The sequence below is a fragment of the Legionella fallonii LLAP-10 genome (assembly GCF_000953135.1).
Lineage (GTDB): Bacteria > Pseudomonadota > Gammaproteobacteria > Legionellales > Legionellaceae > Legionella > Legionella fallonii.
This window is the reverse complement of record NZ_LN614827.1, coordinates 2196759-2204229: the sequence shown is the minus strand read 5'-3', so window position 1 is coordinate 2204229 and position 7471 is coordinate 2196759. Positions and strand designations below refer to the sequence as shown.

The following is a 7471-nucleotide window of genomic DNA, read 5'->3' as shown; positions in this document are numbered from 1 at the left end:
AATCATTGGCTACGCGCAATCAGTACAAAGTTGCTTAATAATTGGAGCTCAATATTCTCTGCTCTCGCAATAGCGTGTTTCTATTGATTGAGCGATTGGTCAATGTGACGTCATCACGCCAGGCTTTGAAATAATCATGCAGCGTGGAATGCGGTGGGAGCTCCTTATATGATTCAATTTAGAGCAATGAGATTTTCCGGATAGCCTCTTAGGAGTTACAATTTTTAGAGCTGAAGCTTGCATAGAACAATAATTATGAGAGTATAGTTCCGTTAATCCAAATTTACTCAAATAGGCATTCTAAGATATTATTCAGTAATTTATCAAATGGAGTGGTTTATTATGAAAAAAATTACTTTATCTATCTGGGCCTTACTTTCATTTACTGCCCAGGCAGATGAATTATCAACTTTTAATGACGTGGCTACTGCTGTATCACAAGGTCATCCGGTTAACTTCGTGATTCATTTTAAACAATGTACATCACAAAAGACTTTACCAGCAATTACCGCTTCAATTGCACCTAATGCGGTAATGATTATCGGAAACAGTCGAATTACTGCATCAGATAGGCATTTTACTTTAGATGAACCTAGTGCTCGCGACATTCCCGTATTTGACTACAGTAAATTTAGTATTGATTCACAGGGTAAGGCATCCATTAAAATAACGATGATGAATGCCAGTAATTATGAGGTTTTGGGATCTCACTCAATTAGCTGTCAATTAGGTGAGGGATTTAAAGTGTTTGGGTGATATAGAGAGCCTGTTGTCAACAGTAATATGCACTTTTAATTCTTTTTATTACTATTTTTTTTCAATAGGTTAAAGCAATATTTTCTGAGAAACTCTCAGGGCTTGTTCGGGGGAACTCAGAGGGCTAGTCAAATGACCCTCTGTATTTTAATAGACATCTTTCTGGATGCCTCGAACAGGCTGAGGCAGGTAGAAGCGAGACGGCCAATGGTCATCACACGCTGATATAGTGCGTCCTTATGCATGGTATTTAGGTTTCCATTAAATTAAAAGGAGTTGTTTTTAAACTTAGGTGGTTCAAGCTCACAACCTAACTCTTTTTGTAGTTTGTTATCAATAATCTCTTTTATGTCTTTTTTAACGCTTTTTTTAACTGATAAAAACAGTATTCAGAGTAAGCTTAATTTTCTCAAGCAGTAGATAAGTCTTGGCCAATTCATCAATAAACATAGAATACCTATTATAAATAGTTAGCGTATAAATTGATTCTTTTGTTTTTATTTTTCTGAGAACCTTTTATGGAGTATAGGATTATATGATAAAAATTGATCAATATGGATAAAATATTGATTTTCGAGGGCTGTAATGGTTGTTCTATGGGGTAAATAAGTTATGTATCCTTTTGATCTTGATGGTTAATTTTTGATTCTATTGTGATTTAATTTGTCTTTTTGGGGCAATGTAAATCTGATCGAGAAGATTAATATATCATCTAATTGTGTTATAATTATCTCTTTTATTCATTTAATAATTGATTATCATACTGAGGTAAAATCTAATATGCTCTCGCAACAAAACCTATCCTCCATTGTTGTTCTTACTGCTGGAACTCAGGGGAAAATTCAAAGCATGGACGTGCATGGAAATGCTTTATCCCTGGAAAAACATAACAAGGAAATAGAGATTATCTTTGCCCCCATTCTGTGGGTTGAGAAACACCTGGTTTATAGAGACTATGAGCTTTATCTTTTTGTGCATGAAGAGGATTTCAACGTTAATAAAACATCGATTGCCGCAATGAATGAGAATGCCCTTGTATTGTTAATAACTAGGGGTTTGAACGAAGAAAGCCAGATCACAGTTTGTTTTATTGAAGATCATGTTTGCCTTGAACCCGTGAGCATACGTTGCATAAATCATGCTAAAGTTATTAATGAATTTAAAACGGATATTGAGGGTAAAGTTCAAGTAACAAAAGCTAATGAGTTCGATATTAGCATGCTTATTAAATACATTCGATGTATTGGTGGACGAGGGAATGAAGTGGGAATTAAGTTTTCCAGGACTGGAACTCCTCTTTTTTCCCAAGATTTTGCTGCTTGCAATGCAGTGGTAGCAAAACCCAAAATTGATAATTTATTTGCTCTTTACCATGCAGTTAATTCGCATGTTGGACTTGATAGCGATGGGGTACGCGATTTATTAACCAGTATACACAAGGGGAAAGGGTCTTCTTTTACTGCAGTAATGCAAAATCCACATCATAGTACTAACAGTGTAAAGTCTTTTTTCATTGCCGGACGTTTAGCAGCGCAAATGCAAGATAAGAATGTTTGTGTTATCCACGTTAAAGAGGGGTATAGGGCCATTGCTTGCATTAATAGTAATACTATTATTTTGACGAAAGAAATGGAGTTTTTTCAGAATAAAGAAGAAATTAATAAAATGCTAGAAAGAATATCTAATAACAAAGATCCTCATACTATTAAAAATTTACAATTGCAGGTCCACCCGCTTAATTCTTCTAATGATTTTATGTTTTTACCCAAGATAGCGGAAGAGTTAATTGCTCTATGCGAGCGAGCGGAAGATGACTCGACGAAATTAACCTATATAGAGCTTTTAACGAAATTAATTAACGCTCCTGATTTGCTTAGTGAAGAAATGAAGCAAAAAATAGAAACGTATATAGAAGAACAAAACTCAACGCGTTGTTGTTTCATAATGTAATGATTTTTTTATCAATCAGTTGAATTTTTATATATCAAGGCGCATTTCCTCGTTCTATTGAAGAGTAATGCGTCACCAAATTTAATGTCTTACGAAAAAGAAAACCTGGAAACCAATGCATTTGCACTATAGGAAAACGATTAACTTAAGTGAAATGTGGATAACGTAGAGTACGTTTATTGTTTGAATCAGCCACTGACCGATTCGTTTAGTTAAGTCTGGTTAATATACTTAAAAGGAATAACCACAACGCAGTACACTCGGTCTTTGTTTAGGCCCAAATGACGCGGTTCAAGCTCTTTCGCATGATCAGGATAATTGTTCCTGCATAAACGTTTTATCAATAAACAAGTGGTTAATGCCTCATAAAGTACTAGTTAGTTTCTGTTTTTTTTATGATTATAGGGTTTTAGATCTTCGTCTAAAGTTGCCCAGTTAATATGTTTAGCAATTAATTTAAATATCCAATTTATAAAGATGTTTCTGTGCTTAATGTAATTAAAAAGTGGGACTAACTCGTTACCTGTTCGCATCTTAATGGAATAGCCTGTTTGACCACTCTGTAGCTCGTTAACCCCGGATTTTATGGCCCAAGTCACTGCTTCCTCCCACAATCGATAATAGAGGCTTGTCTCTTTGGGTTGGGTATAATCGATGCCTATAAATTTATTAATTATTTTTGAGTTCAGGCGAAAACACAGCATAAATGCTACCAGTTTATTGGTTTTTTGATCACGCAAAATTATATAGATAGAAGTTGGCAGTCGGGAAATATTTATAAAGAATGTTTTGTTTAACTGTTCAAACTTTGTTTTGCCTTTAAGATAGGTTCCCCAGAATAGATCAAATATTTCATCGATTAATACATCATCAGGCATTGTTACTATAGTGGTATCCAGTTCAATCAGGTTTTTACTTTTAGAAACATGTTTTTTAAAATTATGACGATGCATTCCGCTGAGACTATTTAAATAGGATTCATATGAGTTGAACTTATCAAGGTGTAAGGTTGTTCCTGGGAAGCTAATCGCTTTTATCATCCCGTAATCTGATGTTAATTGGCTCAGTGCGGAGGAGTAATCATTTGAAAAGTCTTTCCAGACAAGAAGAGGAGTATGTGACTCTTTCGCTCGTTGCTCACAAGCCTCGTTAATGATAGGAACTAATGTGTTGAGATTTAAACCTGGCTTTATGCCTATATGTCCTTCATCGATACAAGGTGATCCTATGAATAGTGTGCGTTGATGCAAAAAAGATGGAATATATTGGCCAATTTTTCGCACTATAGATGAAATAAAATCTGGAAGAACGAGCTCTATTGGTACCGCCATAATGAAACAGGGTACGATCCCAATGGGTATTTTGTTTTGAAGTAAAACACCATAGAGAAATTGAAACTGATCATCAAGCTTGCTTTGTTCTAACGTTTTATACCACCAATATCCTTCTATATCTTTAGAGAAACATTCATTCCATAGCGTGCTATCAATGTCATCGGCAGAATTTACCCAGATGATTTTAAAAGGGGATTTAGTCATATTAGCTTAGTCCTAGAATAATCGTACCGAAGACAATATAAATTAAGCCTAATACACGTTGTTTTTGTAACGATTCGCTTAAGAAAATAAAAGACAGTAAACAAACAAAGACATAACTTAAGCTACTCATGGGATAGGCAATATTAACATCAATATAGTGAAGAACTGCCGTCCATGAAATAAACTCAAGAATTAGAAATACTACACCAATAATAAAACAAATATATTTTTTTCTACTTGTTAGTATTGCGGAATATTTAAATAATAATTGTCCAAATCCCTCCAGAATAGTTGACAAAAGAATGAGTAAAATACCTATAAATTTCATGCTCATAATTTATCTTAAGGTTCTTTTGATTTATGTTCTGAAAAAGAAATGAAATTTACGCCGATCATAATTATCAAAATCCCTAAAATTTTCAACCACGAAAGTGACTCACCCAAAAAATAGTGTGATGATATAGCTATAGTTACATAACTTAATGCAGTTAATGGATACACAAAACTTAAATCAGTTTTAGTGAGTAGTAACAACCAATTGATTAACTGTGTTGCAAATAAAATAAGCATTAAAAGTAAAAGAGGATTTTTAATATAAGACTGGAATTGATTTATAAAGTTCGTGTCGATAGTAATTTCTATTGCAAATTTTTTCCAAATTAGTTGTATAAAAGTGTCTAATATGATTGCAATTAGTAACCCCCATATAATACTTTTGGGAATACGTTTCAGATGATTCATAAGATTGTATAACCACTCCTTGTCCATAAACCCCTGATTGGATTTAATCCCTTGGTTAATTCTTTACCAAAAACATATAATATAAGATATTACATCAAAATGTTCAAATAACCTAAATTTACCAGCTTTTATTGAATTACCTTGTGTCAGTAAAATCTGAGTTCCTTATCCGAAACTGACGTTAACTTATTGACTCGATGCCTCTGAGAGGAACTATCTCCATTAGGCACGTTTATTCGACTCAGGCATAGGTAAAATCCTGTTGAGTCACACTAGAGCTCAATGTTGGGCAATTTGTTGCTCGACCGGTCCCATAAGAAGTTTGCGGCGACGGATCTCCTGAATGTGGCATAATACGTTTTGCAGGAGATCCTTTGCTGCACTCAGGATGACGATAATAGTAAGCGTAGCAGTTATTGGATGTATTTCAAGACAGTTGCCACTTGAGTGTTTAAGATGCGTGTCTCTTTAGCTTTGTAATTCCTCACGATTTTTGAAATATTCCAAAGATTGAGGATTTGCTAAGGATTGCAAATTATTAACCTGTTGATTATGTACCACCTGTCTGACGGCAATTTCCACTACCTTACCACTAATTGTTCGCGGAATTTCGGGGACTTGTAAAATCTTTGCAGGAACATGTCTTGGCGAGGCATTTTGTCTAATAGTCTGTTTAATCGTATTAATGAGTTCCTCATCAATACTCGTACCGTCGCGTAATTTAACAAATAAAATAACACGTACATCATCTTGCCAATCTTGACCTATTACCACACTGTCCACTACTGCCGCTATTTTTTCTACCTGTCTATAGATTTCAGCTGTACCAATGCGTACACCACCTGGATTGAGAACAGCATCAGATCGACCGTAAATAATAACTCCGTGGTGCGACGTTATTTCTGCATAATCACCATGAGCCCATACTCCTGGAAATCTTTCAAAGTAAGCCCGATGATAGGCTGCTTTGTCTTTGTCATTCCAAAACCCTACAGGCATGCAAGGAAATGGCTTGGTGCATACTAACTCTCCTCGAGTTTGTTGTACTGATTGTCCTTCTTCATTAAAAATGGTGACCGCCATTCCCAAACCAATACATTGCAATTCACCTCTATACACAGGAAGAATAGGATTACCTAAGGCAAAACAAGAAATAATATCGGTTCCTCCTGAAATAGAGCTGAGTTGAATATCCTCTTTAATGTGCTGATAAACAAAATCATAATTTTTGTGTAGAAGAGGGGAGCCAGTTGAAAGAATGCAACGTAAATGAGCCATATCAAACTCAGAGCGTGGTTCAATCCCCGCTTTTTCAGTAGCAGAAATAAATTTCGCACTGGTACCAAAAACAGTAACCTGCTCTTCATCGATTAAGCGAAACATGCGACTGGCATCTGGATAGGCTGGTGAACCTTCATATAACGTGATGGTAACCCCCAAAGCTAACGCGGAAGCAGTCCAATTCCACATCATCCAACCACAAGTTGTATAAAAACATAGATTATCTTCAGCTTTTAAATCGGAGTGTAATCCTAATTCTTTCAGATGCTGTAATAAAGTACCTCCGGCACCATGAATGATACACTTAGGTTTTCCTGTAGTACCTGAAGAAAACATAATATATAAGGGATGATCAAAGGGCAGAGATACGAATTCGCATTGGGTTGATGGTTTAATAAAATCATTCCAGTATAGGGCTTTGGGTATGGGGGAAATATCTATAGTTTCATGAATATTGGAACAAATAACGATTTGTACTAACGTAGAAATCTCCTCATGAAGCCGTTTGATTTTATCAGCTCCGCTGTGTGTTTTACCTTGATATTGATGGCCATCACAAATAAATAGGACTTTGGGATCAATTTGTCCAATTCGGTCAAGAGCAGCTTGGCTGCCAAAATCAGGTGAGCAAGAAGACCAAATAGCTCCTAAGGACGCTGTTGCAAGCATTGCTATAATGGTTTGGGCTGTGTTGGGCATTAATGCGGCAACTCGGTCACCAATAGTGACTCCGGCGGCTTTTAACCCTGCAGCACATTGAGCAACTGCAAAATATAATTGGTCGTAGGTGATGCTCTGTTTTTCATCATTTTCATTAATACTGACTAAGGCAGGGTGATTATCTCTGCGACTTAACAACTTTTGAGCAAAGTTAAATCGAGCACCAGAGAACCATCGCGCATCCAACATTTCTTCATAATCATTTAAAATTTGATGAGCAGGGGTATCAAATTTAAGCTCGAAAAAGTTACACAGGGTTTGCCAGAACAAATCAGGGTGGTTTATGGACCAAGTATGAAGATCTTGATAATTATCAAAAAGCTGATTGTTTTTTTCTGCAGCAAACTTCATGAATTGCCACATTTTGCTGTTTTTAGGGTGTTGAGGTGTCCATATTATTTCATTCATTGATAGTTCTCTCTTGCGATTTTACTTCCCTACGCTTTACTTTATTTAGAAACAGTAAAGGGTCGACTTATTTTTGA

5 protein-coding genes are annotated in these 7471 nt (G+C 35.7%); 2 read left to right on the top strand and 3 right to left on the bottom strand.

Features of this window, described 5'->3' with window-relative positions:
* The first annotated feature begins 342 nt into the window (after positions 1-342).
* Both LFA_RS08900 and LFA_RS08895 read left to right on the top strand, forming a co-directional pair.
* Positions 343-756: a VirK family protein gene (locus LFA_RS08900; RefSeq protein ID WP_045095885.1), complete on the top strand. Its 414-nt coding sequence runs from the start codon at positions 343-345 to the stop codon at positions 754-756.
* Positions 757-1536: 780 nt separating this feature from the next.
* A complete protein-coding gene (locus tag LFA_RS08895; RefSeq protein WP_045095884.1) occupies positions 1537-2706 on the top strand; it encodes a hypothetical protein in 1170 nt (389 codons plus the stop codon).
* Between the two features lie 377 nt (positions 2707-3083).
* On the opposite strand, the gene LFA_RS08890 is transcribed toward LFA_RS08895, so the two are convergent.
* The 3 genes from LFA_RS08890 to LFA_RS08875 all read right to left on the bottom strand — a co-directional run bounded on the left by LFA_RS08890 (position 3084) and on the right by LFA_RS08875 (position 7394).
* Positions 3084-4244, bottom strand: a complete 1161-nt coding sequence (locus tag LFA_RS08890; protein WP_045095883.1) for a peptidogalycan biosysnthesis protein — start codon at positions 4242-4244, stop codon at positions 3084-3086.
* Position 4245: 1 nt separating this feature from the next.
* Complete coding sequence (locus tag LFA_RS08885) at positions 4246-4578, bottom strand: SMR family transporter (protein ID WP_045095882.1); 333 nt, start codon at positions 4576-4578, stop codon at positions 4246-4248.
* Between the two features lie 875 nt (positions 4579-5453).
* Positions 5454-7394 carry an acetoacetate--CoA ligase gene (locus LFA_RS08875; protein WP_045095881.1) on the bottom strand — a complete coding sequence of 647 codons (1941 nt, stop codon included), beginning with the start codon at positions 7392-7394 and terminating at the stop codon, positions 5454-5456.
* Positions 7395-7471 lie beyond the last annotated feature (77 nt).